This is a genomic window from Pseudoalteromonas luteoviolacea CPMOR-1, assembly GCF_001625685.1.
Taxonomy (GTDB): Bacteria; Pseudomonadota; Gammaproteobacteria; order Enterobacterales; family Alteromonadaceae; genus Pseudoalteromonas; species Pseudoalteromonas luteoviolacea_K.
Genome location: NZ_AUYC01000014.1, coordinates 172,633 through 191,230, shown reverse-complemented (window position 1 = coordinate 191,230; position 18,598 = coordinate 172,633). Strand labels below are relative to the sequence as shown.

General features: G+C 43.2%; 13 protein-coding genes. 5 read left to right on the top strand and 8 right to left on the bottom strand.

Annotated elements, in window-relative coordinates:
• Positions 1 to 24: 24 nt before the first annotated feature.
• The 3 genes from N473_RS04105 to N473_RS04095 are packed head-to-tail and all read left to right on the top strand — an operon-like array spanning position 25 to position 2,366.
• Complete coding sequence (locus N473_RS04105) at positions 25 to 843, top strand: arylamine N-acetyltransferase family protein (protein WP_063366828.1); 819 nt, start codon at positions 25 to 27, stop codon at positions 841 to 843.
• Positions 844 to 865: 22 nt separating this feature from the next.
• Positions 866 to 1,732: a DMT family transporter gene (locus N473_RS04100; protein WP_063366827.1), complete on the top strand. Its 867-nt coding sequence runs from the start codon at positions 866 to 868 to the stop codon at positions 1,730 to 1,732.
• A 37-nt stretch (positions 1,733 to 1,769) separates the two neighbouring features.
• Positions 1,770 to 2,366 carry a Crp/Fnr family transcriptional regulator gene (locus tag N473_RS04095; RefSeq protein ID WP_231099517.1) on the top strand — a complete coding sequence of 199 codons (597 nt, stop codon included), beginning with the start codon at positions 1,770 to 1,772 and terminating at the stop codon, positions 2,364 to 2,366.
• 91 nt (positions 2,367 to 2,457) lie between these two features.
• On the opposite strand, the gene N473_RS04090 is transcribed toward N473_RS04095, so the two are convergent.
• A complete protein-coding gene (locus N473_RS04090) occupies positions 2,458 to 3,006 on the bottom strand; it encodes a DUF1566 domain-containing protein (protein ID WP_063366826.1) in 549 nt (182 codons plus the stop codon).
• A gap of 2 nt (positions 3,007 to 3,008) precedes the next feature.
• Positions 3,009 to 10,742 (bottom strand): InlB B-repeat-containing protein, encoded by a 7,734-nt coding sequence (locus N473_RS04085; protein ID WP_063366825.1) that lies wholly within the window; start codon positions 10,740 to 10,742, stop codon positions 3,009 to 3,011.
• Positions 10,743 to 11,030: 288 nt separating this feature from the next.
• Between N473_RS04085 and purU the strand changes: the two genes are divergently transcribed.
• Positions 11,031 to 11,861: a formyltetrahydrofolate deformylase gene (purU, locus tag N473_RS04080; protein ID WP_063366824.1), complete on the top strand. Its 831-nt coding sequence runs from the start codon at positions 11,031 to 11,033 to the stop codon at positions 11,859 to 11,861.
• Between the two features lie 36 nt (positions 11,862 to 11,897).
• Here purU and N473_RS04075 read toward each other — a convergent pair whose 3' ends face one another.
• Positions 11,898 to 12,551, bottom strand: a complete 654-nt coding sequence (locus tag N473_RS04075; RefSeq protein WP_063366823.1) for a response regulator transcription factor — start codon at positions 12,549 to 12,551, stop codon at positions 11,898 to 11,900.
• A 92-nt stretch (positions 12,552 to 12,643) separates the two neighbouring features.
• Positions 12,644 to 14,584, bottom strand: coding sequence for an acetate--CoA ligase (gene acs, locus N473_RS04070; protein ID WP_063366822.1), 1,941 nt, complete (start codon positions 14,582 to 14,584; stop codon positions 12,644 to 12,646).
• Positions 14,585 to 14,952: 368 nt separating this feature from the next.
• Between acs and N473_RS04065 the strand changes: the two genes are divergently transcribed.
• Complete coding sequence (locus N473_RS04065) at positions 14,953 to 16,116, top strand: DcaP family trimeric outer membrane transporter (RefSeq protein ID WP_063366821.1); 1,164 nt, start codon at positions 14,953 to 14,955, stop codon at positions 16,114 to 16,116.
• A gap of 54 nt (positions 16,117 to 16,170) precedes the next feature.
• Here N473_RS04065 and gpsA read toward each other — a convergent pair whose 3' ends face one another.
• The 4 genes from gpsA to N473_RS04045 all read right to left on the bottom strand — a co-directional run bounded on the left by gpsA (position 16,171) and on the right by N473_RS04045 (position 18,441).
• A complete protein-coding gene (gene gpsA, locus N473_RS04060; RefSeq protein ID WP_063366820.1) occupies positions 16,171 to 17,178 on the bottom strand; it encodes an NAD(P)H-dependent glycerol-3-phosphate dehydrogenase in 1,008 nt (335 codons plus the stop codon).
• Between the two features lie 3 nt (positions 17,179 to 17,181).
• A complete protein-coding gene (gene secB / locus N473_RS04055) occupies positions 17,182 to 17,664 on the bottom strand; it encodes a protein-export chaperone SecB (protein WP_039611885.1) in 483 nt (160 codons plus the stop codon).
• Between the two features lie 75 nt (positions 17,665 to 17,739).
• Positions 17,740 to 17,997: a glutaredoxin 3 gene (gene grxC, locus N473_RS04050; protein ID WP_039611886.1), complete on the bottom strand. Its 258-nt coding sequence runs from the start codon at positions 17,995 to 17,997 to the stop codon at positions 17,740 to 17,742.
• A gap of 12 nt (positions 17,998 to 18,009) precedes the next feature.
• On the bottom strand, positions 18,010 to 18,441 hold the full coding sequence (locus N473_RS04045) for a rhodanese-like domain-containing protein (protein ID WP_063366819.1): 432 nt from the start codon (positions 18,439 to 18,441) through the stop codon (positions 18,010 to 18,012).
• Between the last annotated feature and the right edge of the window lie 157 nt (positions 18,442 to 18,598).

Here is an 18,598-nt window from a genome sequence, read left to right as displayed (position 1 = left end):
CAATGAAAACAAGGAGTAAACACCATGACAGACATGCAAATCGTAAACGACTATTTGGCTGATTTAGCACTTACTGAGCATCCACTTGACGCGGATTTTTTAGCGCAGTTGCAAAGCCGACATGTGGCCAAACATACATTCAACAGTGTATCAGCGGTGTTAAAACACCCCTTGCCTTTAGATATCGAACACCTTTTCAATAAACTCATCCAAAAGCAATTTGGTGGATATTGTTTTGAGCATAACAAGCTGATTTTTCATGTCCTGAAAAATTTAGGTTTTGAGGTAAAATTGTTGCTCGCCAAGGTGGTATACAACCGGGATGTAGAAGTACCCAGAACTCACAGAGCAACGCTCGTCACATACCAAGGTACACAGTACTTACTCGATGTTGGCTTTGGTCCACAAGGCGCAATATTCCCCGTTAAGCTGGTGCTAGATGTACCACAGCAACAGGGGCACATGACCTATCGTATAAGTCAAAATAAAGCCCAAGAGTACTGCTTTGATGTATTAAAAAATGGGGAATATTTCACACTCTACACTTTTGATCTAAACCACTATAGCGAAGCAGACTGTGAACTCAGTCACTTTTACTCTCACAAGCATCCCAATGCTGCTTTTGTAAACAACTTGGTTGTCAGTAAAAAAACGCTTGATGAAACACATTCGCTGAGAAATGGGGAATATCACCATAGTACCGCCAGCCACACCGACATCACTGAGATTGATAACATCGAGCAACTCCACCAGCTACTTACAGGCGTGTTTTCGCTCAATATTGATGAGGCAATCTCCGCCTATTTGTTTAGCAAGTTTGCAAAACCTGCACAACAAAGCTGATCTCTTTACCGAGGTGAAAATTATGAATCACGCGCTCGCCCAGCCCATACTCCTGCTTGTATGGGTCGGCTTACTCTCCTCATCGTTTGTGGTGTCTGGCAAAGTACTGCCTTACGCAAGCCCAATTGCAGCGACTTGCTTGCGCTTTATCCTGACAAGCCTTTGCCTCGCACCGCTTGTTTGGCGCTCTAACAACGTCAAACTAACCACAAAGCAAATCGGACAGTATGTTTTGATCAGTGGGTTTTTAGTGCTGTTTTTTGTCGGCTTGTTTGAATCTTTAAAAACCATTACCGCAGAAAAAACGGCGGTCATCTATACCTTGCTGCCACTCATTAGTGTGTTTTTGAGCTTTATATTTATGGGCATTAAAACCCGTATTAGCCAATTACTCGGTTTTTTGATTGGCACCGCCAGCGCTCTCTGGATGCTCATAAATGGGCAGAATACCCTGCAGGCTCTAAGTCATTGGCAATATGGTGATGCTGTGTTTTTAGTTGCTTGTTTTTGTCTCGCAATACATGTACTTTTGGTCAAAAAGTGGATGACCAAACAGTCAGCCCTGACCAGCACATTTTATATTGCACTCCTTGGTAGCCTGCTGCTTTTACCTATTATGCTGTTTTATGGTGACCTTACACATTTAGTTTGGCAGAGCCACACTTTTTGGATATGGCTCATCTACTTAACTTTGTTTACGACACTGGGCACTTTCTTTTTGCAGCAACACTTATTAAAAAAGGTAAGCCCAAATGCTTTTTTAGCCATGACCTATTTAGTGCCCGCATTTGTGCTCTTTTTTCAAGCCGGATTGTCCCAATTTTTACTTAGCATACCCGCTGTATTAGTTGCATTTTTTGCACTTTACTTGATAACGCGTGCGCCCTAACATGTTCCTATAAAGTCGTATCATCAAGGAATGTCGTTTGAACATACAACATAAGCTCGCGGATTTTGTCTCTTTTTTCAGTACCGACGGAAAGCCTCTTTGCACCGAAGACTTTCAAAAGTATGGCTTACAAGGCAAGTTCAAACACTATCCTAAAAATGCTTTACTAATGAGCCAAGGCAGTCCCGCACCCAACTTATTTTTTATCACTCAAGGGGACGTACGCTACTTTAACGTCTCTGCAGAGGGGAAAGAGTTTACTCAAGCTTTTGCCAGCGCGCCTTGTATCGCTGGCTCTACCCGTGCCATGACACAAAATACGCCCGCATTATTTAGTATTGAAGCTTTAGATGATGTGATCTGTCTTGAATTTGAATGGCACACTTTCTTTCATACCATGAAAGCGCATCCGGGGTTTTTAGAGGCTTATACGCAACTGTTGGAAAACCTCTTTATTAAAAAAGAAGAGCGAGAATATGCTTTTGTTCATCACAGTGCAGAGCAAAGGTATTTAAACTTTATTGACCGAAACCCTGAGCTCAGTGAACGCGTACCACTAAAAATGGTCGCTTCTCATATTGGAATTACCCCCATTGCGCTGAGCCGTATTCGTAGGAAGTTAGCATTGTCATGATCTCTCGTCGATATGCTCTCCATGTCGACACAAAAAACAGATTTCGCAAAAAAGCCAACCTAATTAGGCTGGCTCTCTGTACTCGACTTCTTTATCTGCGCTCAGAGTCGTCGATTGGTTCTCTGACAAGGAATACCAAAGCTTGGTCAACTTCGCTTATTACACCATCTACATTGGAGATCTGAGCCTTTTTTAAAGCGTGGCCCCTCGATAAATCGTATATCCACATCGGAGTGGTACCACTATGATAATTTGGTGTTGATGTCCAAGCATATGAAGATAAGCGAAAAAAATCTGGGGTAGGGACTTTTCCATACCCACATTTTATATCCCATAAAGACACAAATTCCTTGATATTGGGCAATCGCCACTGCTCACGCTCTGAGGCATGAAACTGAGCAACTTTTGCGGCTTCTGAATAACTCATCTTGAGCTGTTCGCCACTACTATCATATAGAAAGCATTGGTCAATACCTGTACTCATATTATGTGGGCAGCCATGCCAAACCAAATCGGTACCTCTATCATAATATTGGTACATATCTATTGACACAAACCGCTTATCTCCACCATCACAAGGAGAAAAAGCATATGCATTAAGCACAATGAAATTTAGCCCAAGTGTACACAATAACCTCATATTTATCTCCTTTTTGCCGACCTGACTAATCGAGCACGGGCAATTTTGGATGACTGGGATCTCACTTCACCCGTGCTAAAGTCCACGATTAAGTAATATATAGAGTCCACATAGCGGCTGATCTCTAGTGCGTCAGCTAAATATGTACCACTATACCCACCATCAATAACCGTATTCGGAAAAAAGCTCTCATCAATCATCATCGCACCATCAGCTTTCATCCCGTAATCCACTAATCCCTGTAATTCCGGTACTAGTGGCAGTCTCCAATCATCATATCCGCATAGTTTCTTAACATTTAAGGCATGCACGAGACCCAAAACATTACAGCTAGACTCAACGCAATCACCATCTAGCACAAATTCACCATGCCAGAAAGTCGCCCTAAAAAAGGTGTTACGACGATTATGAATGCCTGAAGATTCTGTTTTAGATTCCCAAATTAGGCCTGTCTGATTATCCTTTACACAAGACCATTGTGCAGCATCACTAGGAAGCTCCTCCCCATTACTATCAAGCTTTGTAAAGTCAAATCCTGCTTTACCTGCCCCCTGTTTTGTCAACGTGTTAGCTACAGCTTGAGCGTCTCTACCAAGGTGAGCGTCCTGCCCTCTCAAAGCAGGATCTCCATTGGCTTCTTGCGCCAAACCACAATCTAGTAAAGGGAACCCCTGTGGAGACACTTGGGTCGTATCTATACATGAAACCACACCAGTGTCGTTCAAGGTGCTTGGAATATAGATTTCAACTTCATTACTCGGCTCCGATACATCATCACCATAAGTTTCCACTATCGACACATAGGTACCACCGGTGATACCACGCTTTTGAAGAGTTTCAAATGCAATATAAGTACTTAGCGGCGGAGTTCTTTCAACATAAGGTACTTGTGTAATTTTAACTGCCCCTAACTCCTTATAATTATCTGGTGTAACCCCAGCCACTTTACTGATATAGAGATCATAACTTAAACGAGTATCCCCAATGGTTCTAGGTAAAAACGAAAGTGTATTTAAATCTTTCTTAGTTAAATGTGCCATTTGAATAGATAAATGTGGCGCTTTTAGAACTGGGCCTGTTTTTATAGTCAGATCACATGACTCAGTGACTTCCTCAATGGACACATTACCATTACGGTTTAAAGTTGCACCACATCCAGTCACTGACTTTATTTCAGCGCGCCAAGTTGGACGTATATACGGTAATTCAAACAAAGTATTTGGCTTAACCACCTTTTGAAAATTCAGCTCATCCCAATATCCATCAAACTTACCGAAACCACCTGTAATGGTCGCCGAGATTCTATAACCAAATTCAACATGAGCTGTACAATTCTCACTGGCAAAAAGAGACAAGTAGTTACTGCCAATAGATGGCTCCTCACAGCCTGTTACACCCATAAGCTCAAACCCAGAGTTTGGCTTAACTGTAAAAGCCCCCACTTTTTTATACGCCACTTCCTGTTCTTTCGGAGTTACCTCACCATGACCATCTGTGGTTATCGATACTAAATAAGTCTCTGGTTCATAGATTACTTCCACTTTGCACGCTTGGGTTATCGGGCCTGTATTGTAAGTATCTTCCTGCAAAGCTCCATTGCAACCTTGTACTGAAACAAACACTTCCCCATTGCCAGGCTGAATGTTGATCGGCAGCCTAGAACCGTGCTCAATAGCAGAGTGAATCTCCTTTATGATCTCACCACTTGATAGATGCTTTTCTACGGTAACGTCGTATTGCTTAAGTTGAAAATGCGCCTTTACTGTACAGGCAGTGTATATTGGTGCCGTCAGATATTCCCACCCCAATAACACACCATTACAACCCTCAACACTCCTAATTTCATAGCCTTCTTCGGCGTTAAAAGTAAATACAGCCTGCTCACCAAAATTCACTTGCTGGGAGCTCTCTCCAAAGATTTCTCCCGCTTCATCAACTGTCGCTGCAATGGTAAATGTTTTTTTCTTAAAACGCGCAGATATAGAGCAAGAGCCAGTGATTGCTGCAATGTGATATTCATTAGTAACTGGTACAAGTTCTCCATTACACCCAGTGACTTCTTCTACCTCATAGCCTTCATTTGGAATTAGGTCAAAACTTAACATTCTACCATGTTCGACAGTTACTACATCTAAGTTCACATTGGAACCATAACTTATGCTTCCGCCCAACACAGGCAAAATATTGATGATATGATTTTTTAACCTAAAGTTTGCAGTAACCTGACAGCTTTCCTGCACTCTACCTGTATGATAAATATTGCCTTCTCTACGCCCTCCACAGCCTGATATTGAGCTTAATTCATAGCTTTCTTGTGGAATAATATTAAAGCTCGCTGACTCACCATAATTAAGTACTTTACTCGAGGGTGTAAGAACTCCTCCCTCCGTGTATCTGGTAGAGACTATGCGCTGTTCAATTTTAAACTCCACATGAACATTGCATGAGGCAACCATCCGATAAACTGAAAAAGAATCACCCACACGCTCACTCTCTGCACAGGTGCTTGTGATAGAGTCAATGCTATAGCCTTCATATTTCATGATATTCAAATCAATAGACTGACCATAGGTCATTAACTGACTGACTGGACTGATGCTACCACCAGCTGAACTCGACGTGGTCAAAGTATAGTGTTCGGCGCTAAAGTCAGCATAAACATGACATGCTTGAGTTATTATGTCGGTTTCAAACAATGTAATACCACCTTCTGCGATCAACCGCCCATTACATCCTTGAATCGCATTAAGCTTATACCCTGCATTAGGAGTAATCGTAAATGTCCCTCTTTGGCCATAATTAATGCTCTGAATTTCGGGAGAAATATTACCACCTTCGTTAGCACTGCTTGTCACTGCAAATTGACTCACGCTAAAGCTTGCCGTCACTGTACACGCCTCAGTCACTGAACCTGTGGTAAAGGTATTACCAGAAAGCGAACCACCACACCCTTTTACTGAATCAATGCTATAGCCAGTCTCTGGCGTCACGGTCAGTGTCGTTGTTTGACCATGGCCGATACGTTGCGTCGTCGGTGTGATTGCACCACCTGCTCCTGCTAAACCAGAGACCATGTATTGTTTAAGACTAAATGCCGCCGTGACATGACATGCTTCTGTCACCTCACCAATCACAAAAGTATTGCCATTGAGCGTACCACCGCACCCTTGCACTGATTCTATGCTATAGCCTGTATCTGGTGTCACCGTTAATGTTGCCGATTGTCCATAGCCAATGCTTTGCGTCGATGGCGTAAGATGACCGCCTTCGTTAGCACTGCTGGTCACTGCAAAGTGATTCAAGCTAAAGCTTGCCGTCACTGTACACGCTTCAGTCACTGAACCTGTGGTAAAGGTATTACCAGAAAGCGAATCACCACCACACCCTTGTACTGAATCAATGCTATAGCCCGTCTCTGGCGTCACGGTCAGTGTCGTTGTTTGACCATGGCCGATACGTTGTGTCGTCGGTGTGATTGCACCACCTGCTCCTGCTAAACCAGAGACCATGTAATAGTTAAGGCTAAATGTCGCCGTGACATGACATGCTTCTGTCACCTCACCAATCGCAAAAGTATTACCACTAAGCGTGCCATTACAGCCCTGCACAGACTCTATGCTATAGCCGGTATCTGGTGTCACCGTTAATGTTGCCGACTGGCCATAACCGATGCTTTGTGTAGATGGCGTAATATTACCGCCTTCGTTAGCACTGCTGGTCACTGCAAAGTGATTCAAGCTAAAGCTTGCAGTCACTGTACACGCTTCAGTCACTGCGCCTGTGGTAAAGCTATTACCTGAAAGCCGACCTCCACACCCTTGCACTGAATCAATGCTATAACCCATCTCTGGCGTCACGGTCAGTGTCGTTGTTTGACCATGGCCGATACGTTGTGTCGTCGGTGTGATTGCACCACCTGCTCCTGCTAAACCAGAGACCATGTAATGGTCAAGGCTAAATGTCGCCGTGACATGACATGCTTCTGTCAGCTCACCAATCGCAAAAGTATTGCCACTGAGCGTACCACCGCACCCTTGCACTGATTCTATGCTATAGCCAGTATCTGGTGTCACAGTTAAGGTCGCCGATTGACCATAGCCAATGCTTTGCATCGATGGCGTAATATTACCGCCTTTGTTAGCACTGCTGGTCACAGTTAAGTGATTCAAACTAAAGCTTGCCGTAATTTCACAGTCAGATGTCACTTTGCCTGTACGATATTTGTCATCAATAAGCGTACCACCACATCCAGTAACACTTGCAATGCTATAGCCAGCTTCTGGCGTAATGGTAAACAGCGAATCAGTCCCATAATCTACCGTGCTGCTCAACGGAGATATTTGCCCTCCGTTGTTATTTTGGGTGGAAATAACGTGCTTGTTCAATTCAAAGTTTGCCGTTACTTCACACACACTGGTTACTGCTGATGTAGTAAATACATTGCCATTGAGTGTTCCCTCACACCCTACTACAGAAACTATGCTATACCCTTCATCTGCGGCCAGTGTAAATTTAGTTGTACTGCCATGCGCAACAGACTCTATTTGAGGAGAGATAGAACCTCCGGGAGAGATCGCAGTTGATACAGGGTAGTTATTTAGACTAAATGAGGCATTAATATGACATGCACTCGACAGCGCGCCTGTCACATACGTATTTCCTGAAAGTACACCATTACACCCTTCCACGTCAGCTATGCTATACCCAGTTTCTGGCGTAAGGGTAAATGTTGCTGATTGACCATGAGGAATGCTGTTTGTAGACCCTGAGATTTGACCACCATTAGTAGCAGAGACAGAAACTGCATAATGATTAAGGCTAAAATCCGCATTTATATGACATGCATCGTTAATAGCACCTGTCGTGAATATACTTCCATCGAGAGCGCCATTACAACCTTCAACTAAGTCAATGCTATAGCCAACATCTGGGGTTACCGCAACTTGTGCCGTCTGACCGTAAGCAATGCTTTGTTCTTGCGGTGTAACACCCCCGCCTTCTCCTGCACTCGAAGTCACTGAAAAATGAGCTAAACTAAATGTTGCGTAAACAGCACATGACTCTGTAATCGACTCAGTTATAAATATATTGCCAGAAAGTGCACCATTACACCCTTCAACACTATCAATGCTATAACCTTCTTCGGGGATCAAAGTGAATGTAGCCGTGCTCCCATAACCTATGCTTTGATTGCTTGGTATGATTGCTCCGCCTTTACTCGCGGTGCCTGTAACATCAAAATGATTCAAACTAAAAGTAGCGTTAACATGACAAGACTTTGAAATGATACCTGTTGTATAAGTATTGCCAACCAATGTGCCATTACACCCTTCCACAGCATCAATACTGTAACCCACATTAGGTGTGACAGTCAGAGTTGTCGTTTGACCATAGTTGGCAGTTTGTGTCTCAGGCGTGATGGCACCGCCTGTGGCTGCACCGCCTGTTACTTCAAAACGCTTTAAGCTAAATGTTGCTTCAACATGACATGCTGTTTGTACGTCATTAATTAAAAACGTATTCCCAGTTAACGTGCCACTACAACCTTGCACAGAATCAATATTGTAGCCAGTATCTGGTGTGACAATGAAGCTTGCAGACTGACCATAGCCAATGCTTTGAGACTGTGGTGTAATGCTTCCGCCTTCAGAGACCGAACTTGTTATATCAAAATGATTCAAACTAAAAGTAGCGTTAACATGGCATGCCTCTGTCATGGTGCCTGTGACAAACGTGTTTCCAGTAAGCGTACCCCCACACCCACTAACAACATCTATGCCGTAGCCAACTTCTGGAGTTACGGTTAGTGTGCCGACCTCGCCATAAGCTACGCTCTGTGTTTGTGGTGTTATAGCCCCCCCTTCTTCTGCGCTGGTTGTTATATCAAAATGGTCAAGACTAAACGTTGCACTCACATGACATGCTTGCGTCACTGCAGCCGTTGTAAAAGTATTACCTGACAAGGTGCCTGCACATCCCTCAACCACATTAATGCTATACCCAGTTTCAGGTGTAACGGTCAATGTCGCTGATTGGCCATACCCAATACTTTGTGACTCAGAAGAAATACTTCCCCCAGGGCCTGCACTGCCTCTCACCGTATAGTGGTTCAAATCAAAAGTAACATTGAGATTACACGTCTCGGTGATTACATCCGTTACAAAAGTATTGCCAGATAAAGTGCCACTGCACCCATTAATATTTCCAATGCTGTAGCCTGTATCTGGTGTCAACGTATAAGTTGCAGAATCACCATATTGAACACTTTGCGTGGTCGGTGAAACTAAACCGCCTACTGATGCTCGCGCATTAATCTGAAACTGGATCAATTCAAAAGAGGCCGCTACCTCACAGTTGCTTGTCATCGCAGGAATAACAAAAACATCATTTTGTTGATTGCCATCACATCCGGCAATATTGCTCAAGGTAAAACCCGGTTCAGGTATAATGTTTACCTGCGCAGGTTGGCCATGCCCAATAATAGAGTCGACAGCTTCTAAAGATCCGCCTTCTGTTGATGTCGTTGATAACTGGTATTGATTAAGTGAAAATGACGCCATTATTTCACACGGCGTAGTGATCACAGCAGTTGTATAGGTGTTACCAGCCAATGTACCCTCACACCCTTCAACCCCACTAACATGAAACCCTGTATTTGGGATTAAGTTAAACGTGCCCACCTCTCCATGATAAACCAGCTGATTTAAACTATCGCTGGTACCGCCCTCAGAGGCTGACAGCGTAACTTCATATTGGTTGGGTACACCTGGGCCACCTGGATCTTGGATTAATCCATTGACTTCCCAATCAGCATCACCAATTTGACCGTCAGTTAATTTAAGCGTCAGTACTTTCCTATCAGCAGAGACTGTATATAAGTCACGAGGGAGTTCATACCAAGAGTCTTCTGCTCCCGGCTCTGAAGGACCAAACTTATAATAACGGATAACCTCTGGAAGTGGTTTTTCATAAACAATATCAAGCTCTACCGTTGCACCTTGCTCAGTCGTTAAATCAACGTCATTAACTAAAAACGGCAACTCAATATCACTTGGGATTGGAGGCGCACCTTCATCACCTGGCTTCAAAATACCTTTGCTTGTCGGTGATATGCCGGCATTGCCTTTTACGTTGAGCTCAACTTTTTGATCTAAAGCATCATTTTTAAGCTGTACTTTCAATGGGTTAAAATCAACTTTTACGGTACAGTCAGCTGAAACAGCTGGAATGATATATTTATTATTTTCTAATGTTCCGCTACAGCCGCTAACTTTTCCTAGTTGAAAACCATCTGCTGGATTCAAATTGAAAGTTTGTTCAGTACCCCAGTCTAAGATCGGTGAGTTAGGGTATATCTCCCCTTCTCCATTTTGCTTAGTCGAAATAACAAATGATTGGATTTGAAATTCACCCGTGACCTCACAATCCTCTGTAATCGAAGGGATCACATATACACTGCCATCGAGGCTACCACCACAACCAAATATATCCGTGAGCTCATGCCCTAAACTTGCAGTAATATTTAGTCGTAACGAATTACCTTGTTGAACGGTGTTCGTCGTTGGCAAGATCTGCCCCTGTCCATTGCTACTCACATTGACCGTATAACTGGCTTTTGCTGATACAGGCTCAGTAGCTGAATTGGTGCTCGCTTCGTCACCACCACCGCCTCCACAGGCCGATAAGAGGACCCCTGTCACCAGAGGCAAAGATATTCGCTTGATATGATTGTTCATAATGTTCATCCATTGAGTAACATGCTCCTCCCTGAGAAATTTACCTTATTTGGACACAAAAGTTAATGGAAAAAACTGAATAAACATTCACAAAACAATTAAAAAACATAAACTTGACAAAAAATGAGTAGTAAAGCTCTCAATTCTAGAATTTAAACTCAAATTATCTACCAAATTTGAGTGTTTAAATTCCACTGATAAAGTCAAAAAAAGCGACTAATTGATTACTTTGCAACTTGAACTTAATGGGTTAGCCTGAACAACCGCTAAACAAATGGAATGAGGACCATGAGTTATATATTAACAACACACTGTTGTGATGAAATTGGATTGATCGCCAAAGTGACCAGCTTATGTCACGAACATCAATTAAATATCGTCCGTAACAATGAGTTTGTAGATAGAGAAGGTAATCGCTTTTTTATGCGAACCGAATTAACCGGTACACCAACCGAGCAATTTATTGCTCAGTTACGGGCTAATTTACCAGATGATGCGCAGGTAAAATTACACAGCCCTAAAAAGGTAAAAGTGGTATTGCTCGCCACAAAAGAGGCACATTGCTTAGGTGGTGTATTACTCAAACAATTTGAAAATGCGCTCAATATTGAAGTACAAGCCGTGATTGCGAATTACCCGACTTTGAAGCCTCTAGCAAACGCATTTGATGTACCTTTTCACTGCTTATCTCATGAGGGTTTAAGCCGCTCAGAGCATGATAAACAAGTGGGTGACTTAATTGAAAGTTACAACCCAGATTTAGTTGGGCTGGCAAAATACATGCGTATCTTGAGCCCTGAATTTGTTGCTCGATTTGAAGATAAGATCATCAATATTCACCATTCATTTTTGCCCGCATTCATCGGCGCTAAGCCTTACCACCAAGCATTTGAGCGCGGCGTGAAAATCATTGGGGCAACAGCGCACTTCGTCAATAACGAATTAGATGAAGGGCCCATCATTGTGCAAGATGTCACGCAAGTGACGCATGCTGATACTGCGGATGCGATGGCCAAAATAGGCAGGGATATTGAAAAAACCGTCTTTTGCAAAGCGCTGCAGCTGGCTTCAGAACACAAACTGTTTATCAATGGAAATAAAACCGTGGTATTTAAATAATGCGCGCAAGTAAATAAGGTGCAAAAGTAGCTTAAGCTACTTTGCTGCCTCAATGGGTTCTAATTGTAGTTTAGAGGCGATCAATACGGCCTGGGTTCGGTTGTATACACCTAGTTTACGAAATATAGCCGTAATGTGCGCTTTTACCGTCGCTTCTGAAATATTAAGTTCGTAGGCAATTTGTTTATTTAGTAGCCCTTCGTGTAAATACTGCAGCACTTTGTACTGTTGTGGTGTCAGCGACGCAATTTGTTGTGCTAGTTGGCGATCTTCACCGTCAAGGTCTTGTATTTTTTCCTTGATATCAGCAGGAAGCCAATTCTCTCCCTCTAACACCTGCTGCAACGCATTTACAATGTCTTGTGAGGAAGATGCCTTAGGAATGAAGCCCATTGCGCCATAACCCATCACCTTAGAAATCACATTCAAATCTTCGCTACCAGATACCACCACAATGGGTAGCGCAGGGTAATCTTCACGGATCCGAATAAGACCATATAAATCACCATTGCCCGGCATGTGTAGATCGAGCAGTAATAAGTCTAAGTCATCATGCTGAGACAACCGCTCTAGTGTTTGCTCAAAGTTTTCTGATTCAATAACTTCAAGACCTTCAAACTGATTTTGCAAAGCCCCTTTCAACGCTTCTCTGAATAAGGGGTGATCATCCGCAATTAAAAACTGATTCATGCATAGCTCCTAAAAAATCGGCTGTCTTTAGTATAAAGACAGCCGATATAGTACGTTTAGAATTCGCTAAATTTCAAGTTTTTAACGCTCAATTAACGGTTTAAACGATTTTCAATTAATTCATCAACCACACTTGGGTCTGCAAGTGTCGACGTATCGCCAAGTTGTTGATACTCATTGGCCGCAATTTTACGTAAAATACGACGCATAATTTTTCCAGAGCGCGTTTTTGGCAGATCTGGTGACCACTGGATCATATCCGGCGAAGCAATTGGGCTCAGCTCTTTACGTACCCAGCTTCTCACTTCTTTAGTCAAATCATCTGTTACAACCACACCTTCATTTGGTGTGACATATACATAAATACCCTGACCTTTAATGTCGTGTGGATAACCAACCACAGCAGCCTCAGCGACGGCTTCATGAGCGACCAGTGCACTTTCAATTTCAGCGGTGCCTAATCTATGACCTGATACATTCAACACATCATCTACACGACCTGTGATCCAGTAGTAACCATCTTCATCGCGGCGACAACCGTCTCCTGTGAAATATACATTAGGGTATGCTGAGAAATAAGTTTGCTCGAAGCGTTCATGATCTCCATACACTGTGCGCGCTTGAGAAGGCCAACTATCTAGAATGACTAAGTTACCTTCTGTTGCCCCTTCTAGTGTATTGCCTTCTGCGTCAAATAACGCAGGTGCAATACCAAAGAATGGACGTGTCGCCGACCCCGGCTTCATATCTGTCGCACCTGGTAGTGGCGTGATCATGATGCCACCCGTTTCTGTTTGCCACCAAGTATCCACAATAGGACACGCACTGTTACCAATTTGCTCGTAATACCAAGCCCACGCCTCTGGGTTGATTGGCTCACCTACAGAGCCCATCACTCTTAAACTCGTGCGCTCAGAACTTGCTGTCGGCTCATCGCCTTTTGCCATAAGTGCACGAATGGCTGTCGGTGCAGTATAAAGAATAGTAACCTGATGCTTATCAACAATTTCACCAATACGGCCAGAGCTTGGGTATGTTGGTACGCCTTCAAAAATAACTTGTGTACAGCCATTCACTAGCGGTCCATACGCCATGTAGCTGTGACCTGTGATCCACCCCACATCAGCAGTACACCAAAAAACATCATCTTCTTTTAAGTCAAACACATACTCATGTGTCATCGATGCATAAACTAGATAACCGCCGGTAGTATGTACAACCCCTTTTGGCTGCCCTGTAGAGCCTGACGTATACAAAATGAAAAGTGGATCTTCGGCATTCATTGGCTCAGGCTCACACTGCGCAGGCACATCCGCTACCAGCTCATGCCACCAAACATCATGTGTATTCCACTCAACCTCGCCACCAGTTAATTGATGTACAATAACGTGTTCTATCGTCGTCACTGAATCTTGTGAAACCGCTTCATCAACATTGGCTTTCAACGGCACAGCGTTACCACCACGACGCCCTTCATCAGAAGTGATCACGACTTTGGCACCGGAGTTTTGAATACGATCGGCAATTGCAGAAGGCGAGAAACCGCCAAATACCACAGAATGAACTGCACCAATACGCGCACATGCTTGCATTGCATAAATGGCTTGCGGTGTCATAGGCATATAAATCGCCACTCTGTCACCCTTTTGCACACCAAGCTTTTTCAAGCCATTTGCTAATTTTGCCACTTCATCATGTAGGGTTTGAAAAGTAATGTGCTCGCTTTGTTCTGGGTTGTCACCTTCCCAAATCATCGCCACTTTATTTGCATTTCTCTCTAAGTGACGGTCAATACAGTTATAAGATGCATTTAGCACACCATCTTCAAACCATTTAATGCTGATATGGCCTTTTTCAAAAGACGTATTTTTTACTTTATTATAAGGTGTGAACCAGTCTAGGCGTTTACCATGCTCTGCCCAAAACGCCTCAGGGTTGTCAATAGACTGCTGATACAGTGCTTGATATTGTTCATTATCTACAAGTGCAGCCTGCTTGATCGCTTCAGGTACCGGATAAATGCTCTGTGACATACTCATCTCCATATTAATTACTTGCCTATTACGGCTTCACTCAAGGATCACTTACAACCAAACGTTTAAGTATTAGACCTTAGTTGTAATTGTTGCTTTAAGTTTATCCAAATCAAGGAAAATTAACTATACATTAACGAGCACTAGCATACTGACTCTCTTCACTTAAAACCAGAGAGCAAACAACAACAGTTACAATCGAAGTGTAATTAATTATTGCCAAAGGAGTTTTCAGGGAAATGCACAGTCATTAAACCTTAGTCTCATAGACCAATGGGTAATTGAGTAAATTACATCCTTCATAAACAGTGGATGACGAAATAATTCTCTGCATTGCAACGAATAGGCAGTATTATAGGAACAACCTTATGACAACTAAAACTAATATGAAGAAGAAACTTGCTGCGGTTGCAGTGTCTAGCTTACTTTCTGGCCAAACCATGGCCGCGACCCTAAGTAATACCGATGTCAATTATGGCGGATATATCAAACTGGATGCTATTTGGAGTGATTTTTCTGATGGCACACTGGGATCTCAGCATATTGGACGAGATTTTTATGTACCAAGTACAACACCAGTCACACCGAGTACTGGTGAAGACGCCGTTTTTGATATGCATGCGAGGCAATCTCGGTTTAACTTCGGCACCGCGACAAAACTAGATGACGGCAGCACCATAAAAACCAAGATTGAATTGGACTTTATCGCGTCAGTAGGTGGTAATGAACGTGTCAGCAATTCATATTCTCCGCGTATTCGACAAGCTTTTGTGACTTATAAAGGCTGGCTATTCGGCCAAGCTTGGTCAAACTTCCAAAACGTCAGTGCACTGCCTGAGACGCTCGATTTTGTCGGCCCAGCAGAAGGCACCGTATTCGTCCGTCAAGCCATGGCAAAGTATACTGTTGGTAACTGGTCCTTTTCAGCGGAAAACCCTGAAAGCACCGTTACAACCGCAGGTGGTGTGCGAGAAGTGACGGATGATGCGCAAATGCCAGACTTGACCGCGCGCTATAACTATAAAGCAGACTGGGGGCATTTTACTGTTGCAGCACTTGCTAGGCAGCTTACCTATAAAACAGGCGCAGCTGATGAAACTGAGAGCTCCTTTGGTGTGAGCGCCTCAGGTCGTGTGAACTTTGGCAAAAATAACCTCAAGTTTATGCTTACCCATGGCCAAGGTTTAGGTCGTTATGTTGGTTTAAATGTCGCGCATGGTGCGGTTTATAACGGCACTGACTTACACGCAATTGACTCCACATCCGGGTTTATTGCTTATCAGCACTACTGGAATTCACAGTGGCGTTCTACTTTCTTATATTCTTATTTTAGCGCCGATAATGATACCAGCTTACTTAATGTGACTGGCGACCCTACGGATATGACCAGCAGCTACAGTGCCAATATTCTTTACTCACCAGTGAAAAAACTGACTTTTGGTGCTGAATATAAAGTGGCAAATAGAGAAGTACAAAGCGGGGCTGAAGGTGATTTAGACAGACTACAGTTTTCAGTTAAATACGTCTTCTAATTTCTCCCTAGAAGACAAAACAAAAAAACCACCATTAGGTGGTTTTTTTATATCTTACTCTGATTTTTGCTCTCGGCCTAACAGCGCCATTGCAGCCTCTTTCACATCTTTGTTCTCATACAAAACTTGATAGATCTGCTCTGTGATCGGCATTTCAATGCCACTGCGCTTTGCCAGTAAAAAAACCTCTTTGGTATTGCGATAGCCCTCAACTACTTGACCAATACTACTCATCGCATCATTGACATTCTTGCCTTGCCCCAATGCCAAACCAAAGCGTCTGTTTCTAGACTGGTTGTCGGTGCATGTTAAGATCAAGTCTCCGAGTCCTGCCATACCCATAAAAGTTTCAGTTTTCGCCCCGAGCGCACAGCCTAACCGACATAATTCGGCTAATCCTCGAGTAATTAACATGGTACGCGTATTAGCACCAAAGCCAAACCCATCGGACATACCAGCACCGATGGCAATCACATTTTTGACAGCACCACCGAGTTGGATACCGATAAAATCATCATTACTGTACACTCTAAATGAGCGGCTACAATGCAATAATCTTGCAAGCTCTTCACGAAGTGCCTCATCTCTTGCAGAAACAGAAATTGCAGTGGGTAAACCGGCCGCCATTTCTTTTGCAAAAGTGGGTCCTGACAACACCGCCAAAGGTACTGTCTCACCAAGTACTTCCTTGGCTACTTCTTCCAATAATCTGCCAGTATCAGGCTCTAGCCCTTTTGTTGCCCAAGCAATTTGAGCACCACTTTGTAAATGCGGCTGAATTTGCTTTAAGGTGTCTGCAAAAGCATGACTTGGTACCACAACCAAAATAATTTGGCTTGCTTGCACTGCGCGAGCAAGATCGGTTTCTAACGTCAAAGACGCCGGAAATTCAATATCAGGAAGATAGCGTTGGTTTTGACGATCAGCAGCTAACTGTTCAATATCAGCTTTCGTACGTCCCCATAAAGTAACTCGGTGACCGTTTCGAGCGAAACAAATAGCAAGGGCGGTGCCATAAGACCCCGCCCCCAATACGGTCACAGCTGACTGTGATGTATTCATAGATTATGCGTCTGCTGTTTGCTCTTGTGCTGCACGTTGCTGCATGTACTGCGCAAATAGAGCATCAAAGTTGACAGGTGCTAAGTTAAGTTGTGGGAAAGTACCACGGTTAACTAGGCTTGCAACTGCTTCTCGAGCATATGGGAAAAGAATGTTAGGGCAGAAAGCACCTAGCATATGTGCAAGTTGTAGCTCTTCTAATTCACCTACTGAGAAAATACCCGCTTGCTGAATCTCACATAGGAACGCAGTTTCTTCGCCGATAGTCGCAGTTACTGTCAATGCAAGAACAACCTCAAATACACCCTCGTCTAGCTTAGCTGAACGCGTGTCCATATCTAGCTTCACTTCAGGCGCCCATTCTTTTTGGAAAATCGCAGGAGAGTTTGGCGTCTCAAAAGAAACGTCTTTAGTGTAGATACGCTGGATGTTGAATTGTGGGCCTTCTTGTTGTTCTGCTGCCACGTTTTGATTTTGTTCAGTCATTATTATTCCTATAAATTTTTGTTAAACAGTACTTGGATAATGTACTAAGTACTGGAAATTTTTAATTTCGCTCGACTAACCCAATAGTTGAGTTAGTTTGCCTTGAGCTTCAAGCGCCATCATATCATCACAGCCACCAATGTGCTGCCCATTGATAAAAATTTGTGGCACGGTATGTCCGCCATTTGCTTTTTCGATCATCTCGTCGCGAAGTTCAGGCTGTACAGCAATATCATATTCTGTATATGTGACGCCTTTGCTATCAAGCAGTGCTTTTGCACGATGACAAAAAGGACAATAATCTTTGGTATAGATGATTACGTCGTTACTCATTTATTGCTCCAATTATTTACCCGTTGTCGTTGGTAGGCCTGCACTTTGCCATGAGCTCATGCCACCAGAAAGTACGTGAATTTTCTCGTAACCTTGTTGGTGCATTCTTTCAGCAATGTTATTCGCAGTCATACCTGTATTACACACAAGTATAATGGGCTTTGTTTTGTACTTTTCAAGTCCACCAAAGTCATTTTGTTTTGCTTTGTCGACATTCATCATCTCAGCACCGGCAATTCGACTCGCTGTGAAGTCTTTTTTACCGCGCATATCTAAGACTTGAGCGTCGTCACGATTAATCAACAGCGTTAATTGTTGTGGATTAACCTGGCGAATTGCTGAAAAACGGCTTTTGTACCAGCTATGCATTAGCATGATTGCTAGGACGACCCAGACAATACTTAATACAGGGTGATTGGTGAAAAAAGTTATATATTGTTCCATGAACCTTGCCACTTAAATTAGCAGATAAAACTTACAGTGCAGCGAGTATACGTTTTTACGTCTCTTGGTACAAACCTATTGTCTTAGCTCAACAGCATCATAAGTGGACTGCGCTTGCTTTGAGCAGGTAACACACTGAAGTTTGCACCCTATTGAA